Origin of the sequence: Dinoroseobacter sp. S76, from assembly GCF_049801095.1 — a bacterium.
In the GTDB taxonomy this organism is placed as follows: Bacteria; Pseudomonadota; Alphaproteobacteria; order Rhodobacterales; family Rhodobacteraceae; genus Dinoroseobacter.
This window is the reverse complement of record NZ_JBNAGH010000001.1, coordinates 715,395-730,287: the sequence shown is the minus strand read 5'-3', so window position 1 is coordinate 730,287 and position 14,893 is coordinate 715,395. Positions and strand designations below refer to the sequence as shown.

General features: G+C 62.7%; 19 protein-coding genes. 12 read left to right on the top strand and 7 right to left on the bottom strand.

Features of this window, described 5'->3' with window-relative positions; genetic code table 11:
- Nucleotides 1-23: 23 nt before the first annotated feature.
- The 4 genes from ACP153_RS03605 to ACP153_RS03590 all read right to left on the bottom strand — a co-directional run bounded on the left by ACP153_RS03605 (nt 24) and on the right by ACP153_RS03590 (nt 3,930).
- Nucleotides 24-581, bottom strand: a complete 558-nt coding sequence (locus tag ACP153_RS03605) for a hypothetical protein (RefSeq protein WP_424969600.1) — start codon at nt 579-581, stop codon at nt 24-26.
- 219 nt (nt 582-800) lie between these two features.
- Nucleotides 801-1,994: an ADP-forming succinate--CoA ligase subunit beta gene (gene sucC / locus ACP153_RS03600; protein ID WP_424969599.1), complete on the bottom strand. Its 1,194-nt coding sequence runs from the start codon at nt 1,992-1,994 to the stop codon at nt 801-803.
- Nucleotides 1,995-2,263: 269 nt separating this feature from the next.
- Entirely contained in the window at nt 2,264-3,226 is a 963-nt protein-coding gene (gene mdh / locus ACP153_RS03595) for a malate dehydrogenase (protein ID WP_424969598.1), read from the bottom strand.
- Nucleotides 3,227-3,606: 380 nt separating this feature from the next.
- Nucleotides 3,607-3,930 (bottom strand): hypothetical protein, encoded by a 324-nt coding sequence (locus tag ACP153_RS03590; RefSeq protein ID WP_424969597.1) that lies wholly within the window; start codon nt 3,928-3,930, stop codon nt 3,607-3,609.
- A gap of 308 nt (nt 3,931-4,238) precedes the next feature.
- On the opposite strand from ACP153_RS03590, the gene ACP153_RS03585 reads away from it, so the two are divergent.
- Genes ACP153_RS03585 through ACP153_RS03570 form a run of 4 tightly spaced genes read left to right on the top strand, consistent with a single transcriptional unit; the run spans nt 4,239 to nt 6,920 of the window.
- Nucleotides 4,239-5,114 (top strand): HpcH/HpaI aldolase/citrate lyase family protein, encoded by an 876-nt coding sequence (locus ACP153_RS03585; protein ID WP_424969596.1) that lies wholly within the window; start codon nt 4,239-4,241, stop codon nt 5,112-5,114.
- 3 nt (nt 5,115-5,117) lie between these two features.
- Entirely contained in the window at nt 5,118-5,681 is a 564-nt protein-coding gene (locus tag ACP153_RS03580; RefSeq protein ID WP_424969595.1) for an NnrU family protein, read from the top strand.
- 4 nt (nt 5,682-5,685) lie between these two features.
- Complete coding sequence (locus tag ACP153_RS03575; protein ID WP_424969594.1) at nt 5,686-5,889, top strand: DUF1737 domain-containing protein; 204 nt, start codon at nt 5,686-5,688, stop codon at nt 5,887-5,889.
- The gene (locus ACP153_RS03570) at nt 5,889-6,920 is read left to right on the top strand and encodes a MaoC family dehydratase (protein ID WP_424969593.1); all 1,032 of its coding nucleotides are present in this window, start codon (nt 5,889-5,891) and stop codon (nt 6,918-6,920) included. The genes ACP153_RS03575 and ACP153_RS03570 overlap by 1 nt, the downstream gene beginning before the upstream one ends.
- A gap of 39 nt (nt 6,921-6,959) precedes the next feature.
- On the opposite strand, the gene ACP153_RS03565 is transcribed toward ACP153_RS03570, so the two are convergent.
- The 3 genes from ACP153_RS03565 to ACP153_RS03555 all read right to left on the bottom strand — a co-directional run bounded on the left by ACP153_RS03565 (nt 6,960) and on the right by ACP153_RS03555 (nt 8,594).
- Complete coding sequence (locus ACP153_RS03565; RefSeq protein ID WP_424969592.1) at nt 6,960-7,118, bottom strand: hypothetical protein; 159 nt, start codon at nt 7,116-7,118, stop codon at nt 6,960-6,962.
- 108 nt (nt 7,119-7,226) lie between these two features.
- Complete coding sequence (locus tag ACP153_RS03560; RefSeq protein WP_424969591.1) at nt 7,227-8,108, bottom strand: c-type cytochrome; 882 nt, start codon at nt 8,106-8,108, stop codon at nt 7,227-7,229.
- Nucleotides 8,109-8,117: 9 nt separating this feature from the next.
- Nucleotides 8,118-8,594: a c-type cytochrome gene (locus ACP153_RS03555; protein WP_424969590.1), complete on the bottom strand. Its 477-nt coding sequence runs from the start codon at nt 8,592-8,594 to the stop codon at nt 8,118-8,120.
- A gap of 47 nt (nt 8,595-8,641) precedes the next feature.
- On the opposite strand from ACP153_RS03555, the gene ACP153_RS03550 reads away from it, so the two are divergent.
- From ACP153_RS03550 to ACP153_RS03515, 8 genes are all read left to right on the top strand, one after another.
- The gene (locus ACP153_RS03550; RefSeq protein WP_424969589.1) at nt 8,642-8,905 is read left to right on the top strand and encodes a hypothetical protein; all 264 of its coding nucleotides are present in this window, start codon (nt 8,642-8,644) and stop codon (nt 8,903-8,905) included.
- The gene (gene sdhC, locus ACP153_RS03545; RefSeq protein ID WP_424969588.1) at nt 8,905-9,288 is read left to right on the top strand and encodes a succinate dehydrogenase, cytochrome b556 subunit; all 384 of its coding nucleotides are present in this window, start codon (nt 8,905-8,907) and stop codon (nt 9,286-9,288) included. Before ACP153_RS03550 ends, sdhC begins: the two co-directional genes overlap by 1 nt.
- 11 nt (nt 9,289-9,299) lie before the next feature.
- Nucleotides 9,300-9,671 (top strand): succinate dehydrogenase, hydrophobic membrane anchor protein, encoded by a 372-nt coding sequence (gene sdhD, locus ACP153_RS03540; protein ID WP_424969587.1) that lies wholly within the window; start codon nt 9,300-9,302, stop codon nt 9,669-9,671.
- Nucleotides 9,672-9,687: 16 nt separating this feature from the next.
- A complete protein-coding gene (gene sdhA, locus ACP153_RS03535; protein WP_424969586.1) occupies nt 9,688-11,490 on the top strand; it encodes a succinate dehydrogenase flavoprotein subunit in 1,803 nt (600 codons plus the stop codon).
- Nucleotides 11,491-11,635: 145 nt separating this feature from the next.
- Nucleotides 11,636-12,463 (top strand): polysaccharide pyruvyl transferase family protein, encoded by an 828-nt coding sequence (locus ACP153_RS03530; RefSeq protein WP_424969585.1) that lies wholly within the window; start codon nt 11,636-11,638, stop codon nt 12,461-12,463.
- Nucleotides 12,460-13,287, top strand: a complete 828-nt coding sequence (locus ACP153_RS03525) for a hypothetical protein (protein ID WP_424969584.1) — start codon at nt 12,460-12,462, stop codon at nt 13,285-13,287. The genes ACP153_RS03530 and ACP153_RS03525 overlap by 4 nt, the downstream gene beginning before the upstream one ends.
- The gene (locus ACP153_RS03520) at nt 13,284-14,042 is read left to right on the top strand and encodes a hypothetical protein (RefSeq protein ID WP_424969583.1); all 759 of its coding nucleotides are present in this window, start codon (nt 13,284-13,286) and stop codon (nt 14,040-14,042) included. The genes ACP153_RS03525 and ACP153_RS03520 overlap by 4 nt, the downstream gene beginning before the upstream one ends.
- A gap of 53 nt (nt 14,043-14,095) precedes the next feature.
- Complete coding sequence (locus ACP153_RS03515) at nt 14,096-14,875, top strand: succinate dehydrogenase iron-sulfur subunit (protein ID WP_424965105.1); 780 nt, start codon at nt 14,096-14,098, stop codon at nt 14,873-14,875.
- Nucleotides 14,876-14,893 lie beyond the last annotated feature (18 nt).

Genomic DNA, 14,893 nt, shown 5'->3' with positions numbered 1-14,893 from the left:
GGCGGCGGGTCATGGGCGGCTCCTCATTGGCGATAGGCGGAAAACAGGATGCTCGTGCCGTCATCGACACAGGCATCGGTCTGAGCGCTGCGGGTGCTGAAATAGCGCCCGATCGGATTGTCGGGATCCTCGAAATTCACGCAGGTGATTTGCTCGCCGGTGACCGGGGAGAGGCCGCCGCGGTTCACCTTGCGGATGAATTCGGGATAAAAATCGGGAACGATCTGGTCGAGAATGGCGGAGGCTTCCTGCACACCGACGGCGCGTGTCGCCACGGCGCAGCGGTCCGGTCGCTCGCCGGAATAGACCTCGGCCACGACGGTCTCGGAGGGGGCCCGGAACGTATAGGTCTTGCCGGTGTTGCGCGCGTCGCTGCGCACGGTCTCGGCATAGCCGGCTGCCCGGAATTCCGCGACAATCGCGTCATTGCTGGCTGCGGGCGCAAAGCAGATCTCGGCCGCTTCCTGCAGGTTGATCCTAGCTGCGTCCTCAAAGGTGAGGGTCCGCGCGGGGATTTGCGGGGCGGCGAAGATCACGCCGGAAATCAGGGCGGAGAGGGGAAAGAGATAGGACGCGCTCATGGGCGGGCCCCCGCAGGGCCAAGCGAGACAGCGCCCGGGCAACCCGCGATCACGCGCGGCCCGCTTTCATGATCGGTCGCTCTGTCCAACGCGCAACCGCTCAACAAGCGGGATGCGCGGGCAGGGGCGTGCATATCAGTGGCGTCGATCATCATCGGACGTGGTCCGTCTCGCAGCTTGGGTGCCACGCGCCCCGAAAGGCGCGCGGCGGATATTGGGTCAGCCCTTGACGGCTGCCACGATCTTTTCTGCGCCGTCCTTGAGGTTCTCGGCGGCGATGACGTTAAGGCCGGAGGTGTTAATGATCTCCTTGCCCCGTTCGACATTCGTCCCCTCGAGACGGACAACCAGGGGCACTTGCAGGCCCACTTCCTTGACCGCGGCAACCACTCCCTCGGCGATCACATCGCAGCGCATGATGCCGCCGAAGATGTTCACGAGGATGCCTTTGACGTTCGGGTCAGAGGTGATGATCTTGAAGGCTTCGGTCACCTTCTCCTTGGTGGCGCCGCCGCCCACATCGAGGAAGTTCGCCGGCTCGGAGCCGTAGAGCTTGATGATGTCCATGGTCGCCATGGCGAGGCCTGCGCCGTTCACCATGCACCCGATTTCGCCGTCCAGCGCGATGTAGTTCAGGTCATATTTAGAGGCCGCGAGTTCCTTGGGGTCTTCCTCGGTCTCGTCACGCAGCTCGGCGATGTCCGGGTGGCGGTAGACCGCGTTCCCGTCAAAGCCCATCTTGGCATCGAGGCACTTCAGATCACCGCCATCGGTCACGATCAGCGGGTTGATCTCCAGCATCTCCATGTCTTTCTCGACAAAGCAGGTGTAGAGCTGGCTCATCAGCTTGACGCATTGCTTGACCTGCGCGCCGGTGAGGCCGAGGGCAAAGGCGATGCGGCGGCCATGATAGGCCTGATAACCGGTTGCCGGGTCCACTGCAAAGGAGAGGATCTTTTCCGGGGTGGAGGCCGCCACTTCCTCGATATCCATGCCGCCCTCGGTGGAGCAGACGAAGGAGATCCGCGAGGTTCCACGATCCACGAGCAGCGCGAGATAGAGCTCGGTCTCGATGCCGGAGCCGTCTTCGATGTAGATCCGGTTGACGGTTTTGCCGACCGGGCCGGTCTGGTGGGTCACAAGCGTGCGGCCCAGCATCTTCTTGGCTTCATCGGCGGCCTCTTCGACCGACTTGGCGAGACGGACACCGCCCTTTTCGCCCGCATCTGCTTCTTTGAAGGACCCTTTTCCGCGGCCCCCGGCGTGGATCTGCGCCTTGACCACCCAAAGCGGCCCGTCCATCTCGCCCGCGGCCGTTTTGGCATCCTCTGCCTTCAAGACCACACGACCATCCGACACCGGAGCGCCGTAGCTGCGAAGGAGGGCTTTCGCCTGGTACTCATGAATGTTCATGAAACTGTCCCGTTCTGCTTGTATTTCTTCGGGTGTTACACAGGCAGGAAGGGCCGCAAAACGCCAATTCGCCGCACAGGGTCTTTTTTCGACATTTGTGATCACACCCCGAAAAAGTGTGATCACAAATCCAAAACCATTAGGAACTTGGTAAGCAGCAAGCGATTCGAAACCGGGGTCTCAACGCGAAGCGCGCGGTACCCATGGGGCACAAAAAAAGCGACGCATGCTGCCATGCGTCGCCGGATTTCTTGAGGTGCTCTGCGCGATCAGGACAGGCTGTCGTCGATGCCCTTGCAGGCTTCCATCAGGCCTTTGACGGCGTTGACGGAGTTGTCGAACATCGCCTGCTCGTCCTTGCTGAGCTTGATGTCCACGACCTTCTCGATGCCATTGGCGCCGATCACGGTGGGTACGCCCACATACATCTTTTCGAGGCCGAACTCGCCATCGCAATAGGCCGCGCAGGGCAGGAGGCGTTTCTGGTCCTTGAGATAGGCTTCCGCCATCTCCACCGCGGAGGCGGCGGGCGCGTAGAAGGCCGAACCGGTTTTCAGCAGCCCAACGATCTCGGCGCCGCCATCCCGGGTGCGCTGCACGATCGCGTCGAGCTTCTCCTGGCTGGTCCAGCCCATGCTCACCAGATCCGGGAGCGGGATGCCGGCCACGGTGGAGTAGCGGGTCAGCGGCACCATCGTGTCGCCATGGCCCCCCAGCACGAAGGCGGTGACGTCTTTCATGGAGACGTCGAACTCCACGGACAGGAAGTGACGGAAGCGCGCGGCGTCCAGAACACCCGCCATGCCGACGACTTTCTCTTTCGGCAGGCCGGAGAACTGCTGCAGCGCCCAGACCATCGCGTCGAGCGGGTTGGTGATGCAGATGACGAAAGCGTCGGGAGCGTTGGCGGCGATGCCTTCGCCGACCGACTTCATGACCTTGAGGTTGATGCCCAGCAGGTCGTCGCGGGACATGCCCGGCTTGCGCGGCACACCGGCGGTGACGATGCAGACATCGGCGCCCGCGATATCCGCGTAATCCGTGGTCCCTTTCAATGCGGCGTCGAAGCCTTCGACCGGACCGCTCTCGGCGATGTCGAGCGCCTTGCCCTGCGGGATGCCATCCGAGATGTCGAACAGAACGACGTCCCCGAGTTCCTTGAGTGCGACGAGGTGGGCAAGGGTGCCACCGATCTGACCAGCGCCGATGAGGGCGATCTTGGGTCGGGCCATGGATAAGTCTCCGGCTTTCGTTGATCTTCGCAGCGTGCCTAGCGGCTGCAGCATGGCCTTACAAGGGAAGTGCCGCGCGGCGGAACGCCCCAAGGCTGCCGCGACTTCGGCAGGTATGGCTAAGAGTTGGAAAACTGGTGATTATCTCGCGAGGGCCGCGGGTGCGACCCATCGCGCATTCGGTGTGCCGTTGCATACAAATCGGAGGATTGGTCCTGAAAACAGGCCGAAATGGGCGATTCCCGTCGGGGCTGCGGTGGGATCAGCGCCCCTGTAGAGGGGGCGCGCGCCCCGAAATCAGGGCTGCGCGGAAGGGAAATGAGGGATCTGGGGGGCGATTTGCCGTGCGCGCGCGGTTGAAACGCGGCGCGGAAGCAAGATCAGACGTCGTCGCCGGGGGCGATCTTGTCCATCACGGCCGCGCCCTCAAAGGCCTGACCGGAGGCGATGAGACAGGTCTGGCCGTTTGGCATTGTCACCGTGATCGTCCAGGTGCCGGTCTCGTCGGAGGCAAACACCTCCATCACGCCATTATTGGCACCGAGCCCCATGCTCCGAACCGTTTCGCCGTAATTGGAGGTCAGGCGGCTTACCACCTTGTCCCGTTCCGCGCAGGGGGAGGGGGAGGATTGTGCCAAAGCCGCGCCGGTGAACACCAGGGTCGTCATCAGGCCAAGGGACAGCGTCTTCAGTTGGGTCTTCATGGGTCTACCTTTCCTTGCACTCCTCGGGAGATCCCGAGAACCGCTTTCGTTGGTTAAGCCATGCCGGACTACCCGCTTGTATCGTGCGATCCGGGCCGGATCGCGCATCCCTCCTAAGTCCGACGCATAGAGCTATCGTGCCCATAGAATACCTCAAAATGTGTTAATGCAGCGTGCGACCTTTTCGCACCTGCAGCAATTATGTCCAAGTTGTTGACCTTTCTGCATTTCTGCGGCGCAGAAGAAACTTTCTTGCAAAATTTCTCGCTCTGGGGTTCTTTCCGCGAAGTTTGTCTTTGGAGAGAATCATGGATCACCGTGCGCGCCCTTACCGTTCCGTTCTGTACATCCCCGCCTCCAAGGCGCGCGCGCTCGAAAAGGCCCAGACCCTGCCCGTGGACGCCATCATCTTCGATCTCGAGGATGCTGTGGCCGTCGAGGAAAAGGAGAATGCGCGCCATCTGCTCGCCGAGACGCTGGCCGAGAAAGACTACGGTGCGCGGGCAAAAATCGTGCGTTTGAACGGGTTTGACACGGAGTGGGGGCAAGCGGATCTGGATGTGGTGGCCGCTGCGAAGCCCGAGGCTGTGCTCCTGCCCAAGGTGAATTCGGCAGCCGATGTCGAAGCGCTCGCTGCCAAGCTCGACGCCCGTCCCGAGACGGCCGAGACCACGATCTGGACCATGATGGAGACCCCGCTAGGGATGCTGAATGCGGCCGAGATCGCTGCGGCGCCGCGCATGGCGGGCTTCGTGATGGGCACCAATGATTTGGCCAAAGAGCTCGACAGCCGCTTCCGCGCCGACCGCCTGCCGATGCAGACGGGTCTGGGCCTCTGCCTTCTGGCGGCGCGGGCTTACGGGCTGGTGGCTGTGGATGGCGTCTATAATGCCTTCAAGGATGAAGAGGGGCTCAAGGCGGAATGCGACCAAGGGCGCGATATGGGCTTTGATGGCAAGACCCTGATCCACCCGGCGCAGATCGCCGTTGCGAACAGCGCGTTTGCCCCGTCAGAGGCGGAGCTGGACCTCGCCAATCGGCAGATCATCGCCTTTGAAGAGGCCGAAGCCAGCGGGCAGGGCGTCGCCGTGGTCGATGGCAAGATCGTGGAGAACCTTCACGTTGCCACCGCGCGGCAACTTCTGGCAAAAGCGGAGGCAATCCAAGCCATCGCCGCGGAGTAAGCCATGTCTTTCGTCCTTCTGATCGCCGGTCTCGTCCTCTGGACTGGGGCCCATTATTTCAAACGCCTGATGCCCGAGAAACGTGCCGCCATGGGCGACATGGGCAAGGGAGTGGTCGCCGCGGCGATTGCCATAGCACTGGTGTTGATGATCCTCGGCTATCGCGGGGCGGAGTTCATCTCGGTCTGGTATCCGCCGGCGATTTTCACCCATGTAAACAACGCGCTGATGCTGCTGGCGCTCTGGGTCTACGGCTCGAGTGCTGCAAAGGGCGCGAAGGCCTGGCCGGCGTACCGGACCCGGCATCCGCAGCTTCTTGGGGTGAAGATCTGGGCTTTCGCGCATCTGCTGGTCAACGGAGATCTCGCGTCGATCCTGCTCTTTGGCAGCATCCTCGGTTGGGCCGTGGGCTCGGTCATCCTGATCAACAAGGCGGAGCCGGATTGGACCGCGCCTGAAAAGGCCGGGACCAAGACGACCATCCGCCTCGCTGTGATCACAGTGGTGCTCTACGTGCTGATCGCGGGCATCCATGCCTGGCTCGGCGTGTCGCCGTTCGGAGCCTGACCCCATGAAAATCTATCGCTTCCTGACCGAGGATGACACCTCGGCCTTCTGTCACAAGGTCTCGGAGGCGCTGTCCAAGGGGTGGGAGCTCCATGGCGACCCGACCTATGCCTTTGACGCCGCCCATGGCGTCATGCGCTGCGGTCAGGCGGTCACCAAGGAGGTCGACACCCCCTACAGCCCCGAGATGAAACTAGGAGACCAATAATGGCCAAAACCAATGCGGGCCGCTTTTTCGAAGACTATTCCCTGGGTCAGGTGCTGACCCATGCGGTGCCGCGGACGGTCTCTGGGGGGGAGCGTGCGCTCTACCACATGCTCTACCCGGCGCGGCATGCGCTCTATTCTTCGGACGTCTTCGCCCAGGCGAGTGGTTTGCCTGCGAGCCCGCTGGATGACATGGCGGCGTTTCACATCGTCTTTGGCAAGACCGTGCCCGATGTCTCCCTCAATGCGGTGGCCAATCTGGGCTATGGCGAGGGGCGGTTCCTGAAGCCGGTCTATCCCGGCGACACCCTGCGCTCGGTCTCCGAGGTGATCGGGCTGAAGCAGAACTCGAACGGCAAGTCCGGCGTGGTCTATGTCCGCACGCGCGGGCTCAACCAGCGCGACGAGACCGTGCTGGAATATGTGCGCTGGGTGATGGTGCGGAAAAAGGACCTCGACGCGCCCGCGCCCGAGACGGTGATCCCGGATCTGGCGAAGACCGTTCCGGCGGCGGATCTGGTCATCCCCGAGGGGCTCGATTTCACCGGTTATGATTTTGATCTGGCGGGAGAGGCCCACCGCTGGGGCGATTACGAGATCGGCGAGATCATCGACCATGTGGATGGTGTGACCATCGAAGAGGCCGAGCATATGCAGGCCACGCGCCTCTGGCAGAACACGGCCAAGGTGCATTTCGACGCGACCTTCCGCCCGGACGGGCAGCGGCTGATCTATGGTGGGCACGTGATCTCCATGGCGCGCACGCTCAGCTTCAATGGGCTGGCCAATGCGCAGATGGTCGTGGGCCTCAATGCGGGCGCCCATGCGAACCCGTGCTTCTCCGGGGATACGGTGAAGTGCTGGTCGGAGGTTCTGGACAAGGCGGAGACCTCTGCACCGGGTGTGGGCGCGATCCGGCTGCGGCTGGTGGCGACCAAGGACGGCTCGGTCGGGGAGCTCAAGGGCGAGAACGGCAAGTACCTGCCCGGCGTTCTGCTCGACCTCGATTACTGGGCGCTGATGCCGCTCTGAACAGAGCGCCCCGCTCGGGTGCCGAGCGGGGCGTTCAGATCAATCGAGCGCTGCGATCAGCAGCAGGATCCCGACAAACCCCGCCGCACCGAACGCCCAAGTGGGGAGTGTGACGGTCATCGGGGTTTTGAGCTTCGCCATCAGGTCTTGGCCCTGGTTGGCAGAGGTCTTGGTGGGGTCAGGTGTTTGCTCAGACATATGTGCATTCCTTCGGCTATGGGGGGCCTCCTCCTCACATGGGGATGCCGCACCGCGCCGCAAGTCTGCATCCGGAACTTTTGGCGGAGCTTCGCCTGTTCCGCGCGCTTACTCTACCGGAGGGAGAGCCTTCACATAGGCCGCGATGGCGTTGCGGTCCTCTGCCGTCAGTTGCGCCATGTTTGTGATCACAGAGGCCATATGCCCGCCCGCCGAGTCGAAATCCGGGGTGAAACCGGTTTCCAGGTAATAGGCGATGTCCTCAGCGGACCAGTCGAGCTGGGCCGGGGTGATCCCGGGGATCTTGCCCTGACCGGACGGGTTGGGCGCCCCGGCCATCCAGCGCGCCGTGTCCAACCGCCCCAGACTGTCGCGCGGCGTGTGACATTCGGCGCAATGGGCCAGCGCCTCGACGAGGTAGCGGCCCTGCGCCGTCGCGTCCGAGGGCTGGACCCAATCCGACGGGCCGTTCAGCAGCTTCCACACCGCCACGCTGCGCCGGATGTTGAACGGAAAGCCCAGCTCATGGGGCGCGCTGGGCGCCGCACTGGCGGGCAGGGTGGTCATATAGGCCCAGAGATCCGCCACGTCCTGCCGCTCCATCAGCGCATAGGCAGTGTAGGGGAAAGCCGGGTAGTAGTGCATCCCGTCCGGGGACACGCCCCGCATCACAGCAGAGGCGAACTCGGTCTCGGACCAGCCGCCGATCCCCGCCTCCGCATCTGTCGAGATGTTGGGCGCAATGAAGGTCCCGAAGGGCGAGGCGAAACGCTGCCCCCCGGCGAGGACCAGACGATCCTCGCCCTTGGCACCCGGCGCGGCGTGGCAAGACGCGCAGCCCGCCGCATGAAAGACGGCCTCTCCGGCGACCGCATCCCCGCTCAAGCCGGCCATGGCCGTCTCATCCAGTAGGGTCGCGCGGGTCAGGAACAGGCCAAGGGACACGCCTGCCGCGACAAGCAACAGGGCGATCCAGAAAAGCCGTCTCATGATCGACGCTTAGCTTTCTGGGGCGCGATGGGCTTCATGGCAGGCCTTGCAGGTTGCCCCAAGCGGGCCGAGCGCCGGGCCGAGGGCGGCCTGACCATCGCTCGCCACCGCCGCGATCCCGGCGGCTGCGGTTGCCACATCGCCCCATTTGGACAGGAAGTCTGCGTTATCCTCCCAGATCGATGGCATGGCGCGGGTGCCGTCAATGCTCATGCTGTCGGAGCCTTCGGGCCACATGGCGCCTTGATGCAGAGACGCGACGGCCACCAGATTGTCCGCGGCGGCCTGGGCCATTTCCGCATCATAGGGAACGTTCCCGCGTGCCATGCCGCCGAGAACGCCGATGTTCAGGGCTATCAGGCGGAACTGGCCCTGCCGTGCCTTGAGCTGGTTCTCGTAAGACTGCGCGACTGCGAGGCTCGGGGTCATCGTGGCGAAGGCCGCGGCGCCGACAAGGGCGAGGGCAAAGCTGCGAGTGATCGACATCAGGGGCTCCTTATCCCATCTTTTCTGCGACAGAATGTAGCACGAAAATGGAACCTGCCGACCACAACTTGGCGCAGGCCGCGAAAAAGGCGGGAAAAAACCGATTCTGGTTCGGGGCTTGTGTCGGGCGCACTGAATGTGATCACACTTTTGTGGCGCGTGATCACAAATCGCCGGAATCCTTCTGGTTGCGCCAAATAACCGCGCCGGAAACCCCTCTCGGCACAGTGTCAGGCCGTGACAGAGCCACAAAACTCTTTATGCATGTCGATCAGAGATCCATTCGCCAGGACAAGCATGAGGTGCCGTGATGGCTGACGTGAACCGGGGGAACCGTCCCCTGTCCCCGCATATTCAGATCTATCGCCCGGAGATGACTTCCGTCACATCGATCCTCACCCGGATCACGGGCAATGCCCTGCTCGTCGGCGCGCTGCTCTGTGTGTGGTGGCTGCTCGGGGCGGCCGCAGGGCCTGAATACTTCGCCTTTGTGGACGGGATCGTGACCTCCTGGTTCGGCAAGCTGGTCTTCTTCGGCTCGATCTGGGCGCTCTGGTACCACGCGCTCGCCGGGGTTCGACATCTCGTCTGGGATGCGGGCTACGGGTTCGAGCTCAAGGACGCTTATGCCATGGGCTACATGGTGATCGGCGGCTCCGTCGTTCTTACCCTGATCACTGTCATCGCGCTCTGAGGGAGGCTGATATGGCTTTTATGACCGACCGCAAACGCGCTGCTGGGCTGGGCTCTGCCAAGACCGGAACCGAACATCACTGGCACATGCAGGTGAGCTCTGTCGGGCTCGTGATCCTCGTGCCGCTCTTCCTCTTCACCTTCGGCAGCATCATCGGTGCGCCCTATGAAGAGGTGATCGCCTATCTTTCGCGGCCCTTCCCGGCCATCGTGACCGCGCTGATGCTGGTGGTGGGCTTCGACCATTTCCGCCACGGCGTGACGGTCGCGATTGAGGACTATTCCCAGGGCACGACCCGGAAGGCCCTGATTATTGCAATGACATGCGTGAGCTACGGCGCGATGGCTACTGGCCTCTTCGCCATTGCCCGGCTCGCTCTGTGACCCCGAGGAGACCCTAATGTCTGCATACGAATACGAGACGCATAACTATGACGTCGTGGTCGTCGGGGCCGGGGGCGCTGGCCTCCGCGCGACGCTTGGCATGGCCGAGCAGGGCCTGCGCACGGCCTGTATCTCCAAGGTGTTCCCGACCCGCTCCCACACTGTGGCGGCCCAGGGCGGCATCGCTGCATCCCTGAGCAATATGGGCCCGGATCACTGGCAGTGGCACATGTATGACACCGTCAAGGGCTCCGACTGGCTCGGCGACACGGATGCGATGGAATACCTCGCTCGTGAGGCCCCCAAAGCGGTCTATGAGCTGGAGCATTACGGCGTGCCCTTCTCGCGCACCGAAGAGGGCAAGATCTATCAGCGTCCCTTTGGCGGCCACACCACCGAGTTCGGGGAAGGCCCCCCCGTGCAGCGGACCTGTGCTGCTGCGGACCGTACCGGTCACGCGATCCTGCACACGCTCTATGGCCAATCTCTCAAGAACAATGCGGAGTTCTTCATCGAGTATTTCGCCATCGACCTGATCATGTCCGAGGACGGGCAGTGCCAGGGCGTGGTTTGCTGGAAGCTCGATGACGGCACGATCCACGTGTTCAACGCCAAGATGACCGTGCTGGCCACGGGCGGCTATGGCCGTGCCTATTTCTCTGCCACTTCGGCCCATACCTGCACCGGCGACGGCGGCGGCATGGTCGCGCGGCAGGGCCTGCCCCTGCAGGACATGGAGTTCGTGCAGTTCCACCCGACCGGGATTTACGGCGCCGGTTGCCTGATCACCGAAGGCGCGCGCGGCGAAGGTGGCTATCTGACCAACTCCGAAGGCGAGCGCTTCATGGAGCGCTACGCGCCGACCTACAAGGACCTCGCCTCGCGCGATGTGGTCTCACGCTGCATGACCATGGAGATCCGCGAAGGCCGTGGTGTGGGCGCCGAGGGCGACCATATCCATCTGCACCTGAACCACCTGCCGCCGGATACCCTGGCCGAGCGTCTGCCGGGTATCTCCGAAAGCGCGCGGATCTTTGCGGGCGTCGACGTGAACAAGGAGCCGATCCCGGTTCTGCCGACCGTGCATTACAACATGGGCGGTATCCCGACGAACTATTGGGGCGAGGTGCTCAACCCGACGGCTGAGGATCCCGACCGGATCGCGCCGGGCCTGATGGCCGTGGGCGAGGCCGGCTGCGCCTCGGTACACGGGGCGAACCGCCTCGGCTCGAACTCCCTGATCGACCTCGTGGTCTTTGGCCGCGCGGCGGCGATCAAGGCGGGTCAGGTTGTGGATCCGAACTCCGCCAACCCGACCCTCAACCAGTCTTCCGTGGATGCAGCCCTTGGGCGCTTCGACGGTCTGCGTCACGCCAAGGGCACGGTCTCGACCGCCGAGCTGCGCCTCGAGATGCAGAAAACCATGCAGGCCGACGCGGCCGTCTTCCGCACCGACAAGACCCTCGCCGAGGGGGTCGAGAAGATGTACGGCGTGGCTGGCAAAGTCGATGACATCCAGGTCACCGACCGCTCGATGGTCTGGAACTCCGACCTCATGGAGACGCTGGAGCTCACCAACCTGATGCCGAACGCGCTGGCGACCATCGTCTCCGCCGAGGCCCGCAAGGAGAGCCGTGGCGCCCACGCCCATGAGGATTACGCGGATCGCGACGACGAGAACTGGCGCGTCCACTCGCTGTCCTATGTGAACGGCAAGGTGGAGTTGGACACCCGCCCGGTGCACCTGAACCCGCTTCTGGGCCACAACGAGGGCGGCATCGACCTCAAGAAAATCGCGCCGAAGGCCCGGGTCTACTGATGATCCTCGCTGCGGCAGGAGCCTGTGGAGGCGTAGCGGAGGGCACCCAACGGGATGCACTTCGCCAAGCGCCGCTGCTGCGCTGGCTCCCGCCCCGCCGCTGGTCTCTCCGGACACGCGACGTTTTCTGACGGAGACGGCCCCCATGTCTTTGCGGCAACAACCCTGTTTTCAGGATCTGGCAGACGACCTGAGCCGGTTTGTCGGTGGTGACACGGTGGTCGAGATCGTGAATTCGGGCAATTGGGGGGATGCTTTGATCCATGCGGGTCAGGCGGCGTTTCTCGCGGATCTGGGCATCTCGGTCGAGCAGGTCCCGATCGGTCAATTGCGCAAGAACACGTTCCGCCACCGGCTGATGGCCAAGCTGCGCGGATCACGACCCAAGGCGATCGTGACCGGGTCCGGCGCCTTTCGCGAGTTCTATAACCGGCCGGATGAGATAGCGGTCGCGGCCTCTCGGTTCGAGAATGTGTTCGTTATGCCGTCCTCCTATCCGTTCCGGCCCAAACTGGATCCCGAGCGGACGATCTTTTGGCGCAGGGACGAATTGGAAAGCCTTGATGGCCTCCCCGAGGCGCGCTTTTGCCACGACATGGCGTTCTACCTGGACCCCAAACCCCGGGCGGCAACCAAGGGGGCGGGGCTCATGTTCCGCACCGATATCGAACGTCTGGAGATCGATCTGCCGGCCTCCAATGTCGACCTCAGCAACGAAGGCACGCATCGCACGGAGATCGAGACATTCCTCGACCGGATCGGGGAGTTCGAGGTGATCCATACGAACCGGCTGCATGTGGGCATTGGCGCGGCCTTGCTGGGACGGGAGGTCCACCTCTACGCAAGCCGCACGCGCAAGCTGGAGTCGATCTTCAAGTCTTCGCTCGAACCGTTTTACGACAACGTGCACTACCATTCCGACGAGGCCGATATCGCGCGGGTTCTTCGGGAAACGCAGGCGACGGGTGCATGAGTGCTGGGACTGACATACGCGACCCCGCGCTGAAACCGGGCCCGCGCATCGTGGTTGGCAGCGGCTGGTGGTCCTCGGATCGCGAGTTCAAGCAGGAGTTTCCCGGTCGCAAGGAACTGGGCGATGCCGTCATTCGCTCCGTCCCCTTTTTCGAGCTTTGGCTGGACAGTGTGTCCAAGGTGATGGCGCCCTCCGAGATCGTCGTCGTGGATTCCGCGGCCCCGCTGAAACCCGATGCCGAGAAGCGGTCGAATGTGCGCTGGATCGAACTGCCCTTCAATGCCCGGCATTCCACCGATCATGTTGGGCGCTGGAGCGGGTGGATGCGCTCGGTGCTGGTCTCTGGCAACTATGCCATGGCGTCCGATTGCGACTACTTCGTTTATGTGGAGCAGGACTGCCTGCTGCAAGGCGCCGATCTCTGGAAGACCTGCAAGGACGCCATGACCGCGGATCACATGTTCGGCTCCGGCGCCGGTACGCCGCAACCCTTGCAGCAGTCCTTTTTCGTGATCCGTGGCGCGGCGTTGCCGGGCTTTCTGGCCAACCTGACGAGACTGGAGCGTCGTGACCGCGACTTGTCGCCGGAATGGAAATTCGTCTGGGCCTGCTCAGACACGCTGACCCGATTGGCGAACGTGGGTCTGTTCCGGACAAAGATCACCCGCAAGGCCGGGCTCAAGATCGCAAAAGCACTAGGCCTATTCTGTTTTCTTCCCGTGGGCTCCGGACGAGCGCGGCCCATCCCGTTCGACACGCCGCATTACTACTTCCAGCATGGCACAGGCGACGAGATCGCGCGCTACCAGCGGGAGGTCGCATGAGGGTCGTCGCCAACCTTGCAACTTATCCACCTCGCGCGGAGTCTCTGCTGCGCGTGGTCGCCGAGATTGCACCGCAGGTCGACCAGTTGAATGTGGTCCTCAATGAGTACACCGAGGTTCCGGAGGATCTCCAGGCCTATGACAATCTCGTGCCGATCCTGCCCGATCAGGATCTGAAGGACACGGGCAAGTTCTTTCCCGACAGCTCGGATGCCGAATGGGTCGTTCTGATCGATGATGATCTGCATTATCCGGCGGATTACGTGGAAACGAGCCTCGCGCGAATTGCCGATTGCAACACGGAGCAGGCCGTCTACGGATATCACGGGGTCTACTACCGCAAGCCCGGCGTGAAGCGGCTGCAATTCTGGAAGTATCCGCCCTTGGCACCCGAAACTGTCATGCGTTACCGGCGTGTGCATACGTTCTGGAACGTGGTGGAACAGCCGCTGCGTGTGGATCAGCTGGGCACAGGCACCGTTTTTCTGCGCGGCAAGGACATGCCGCCCTTCGATGTGATGGAAAGCTCGCAGAAATTCGTGGATGTGCGCTTTGCGCTCTGGGCCTTTCGCCAAGGCCTCGCTTGCATCTGCCTGCCGCGCCCTCGAGAATGGCTGGCTGCAGAGCCCTTCGAGGACACAATCTACGAGTTCACACAATCAAACCCGAGCCATGTTTCCGACGAAATATGGCAATACGCCTACAAAAACCGGAGCGTTGGCAAGCCGCTGCGACGCTCTGGGGGCTTCACGTAACTTGGAAAATATGGCTCATCCTGAGGGACGCCTGAGAACAAAGGGGACCGACCATGGTGCAACTGACCCTGCCGAAGAATTCGACGATCCGCGTGGGCAAGACCTGGCCCAAGCCCGATGGGGCGACGAACCTGCGCAAGTTCCAGATCTACCGGTATGATCCCGACAGCGGCGAGAACCCGCGCGTGGACACCTATTGGGTGGATATGGACACCTGCGGTCCGATGGTTCTGGATGCGCTGATCAAGATCAAGAACGAGATTGATCCCACTCTGACCTTCCGCCGCTCCTGCCGCGAGGGGATTTGCGGATCCTGCGCCATGAACATCGATGGCGGCAACACGCTGGCCTGCATCTATGGCATGGATGAGATCAAGGGCGACGTGAAGATCTATCCCCTGCCGCATATGCCCGTGGTCAAAGACCTGATCCCGGATCTGACCCATTTCTATGCCCAGCACGCCTCGATCATGCCCTGGTTGGAGACCAAGACGAACCGCCCGGCCACCGAGTGGCGTCAGTCAATCGAGGACCGCAAGAAACTCGACGGCCTTTATGAATGTGTGATGTGCGCCTCCTGCTCCACCTCCTGCCCGAGCTATTGGTGGAACGGCGATCGCTATCTCGGGCCGGCCGCATTGCTCCATGCCTATCGCTGGATCATCGACAGCCGGGACGAGGCAACGGGCGAGCGCCTGGATGACCTCGAGGATCCGTTCAAGCTCTATCGCTGCCACACGATCATGAACTGCGCCAAGACTTGCCCCAAAGGGTTGAACCCGGCGAAGGCGATCGGCGCGATCAAGAAGATGATGGTCGAGCGCCAGGTCTGAGTACGGCCAGACCCACGC